A 220-nucleotide genomic window follows, 5' to 3' on the forward strand; every position below is an offset into this window, starting at 1 on the left:
AGCCCCGTCCACTGCGGCGTCGAGAACGGCAATGAAGACGAACCCGGCTCCGGCGAAGGTGACCATCACGACGTCGAAGCGGTCACGGAGGCACCGCCCCGGGCCTGCCTCGCCGGCCACGGCCCCCGCCCGTGACCAGCCGGTCGCCGGGGGCGAGGGGAGGCGCCGGCACGGGACCCCGGCACGGTGGACCGTGCGGTGGACGGTGCGTGGTCTGGCT

Source organism: Streptomyces sp. NRRL S-118 (assembly GCF_000716335.1).
Classification (GTDB): domain Bacteria; phylum Actinomycetota; class Actinomycetes; order Streptomycetales; family Streptomycetaceae; genus Streptomyces.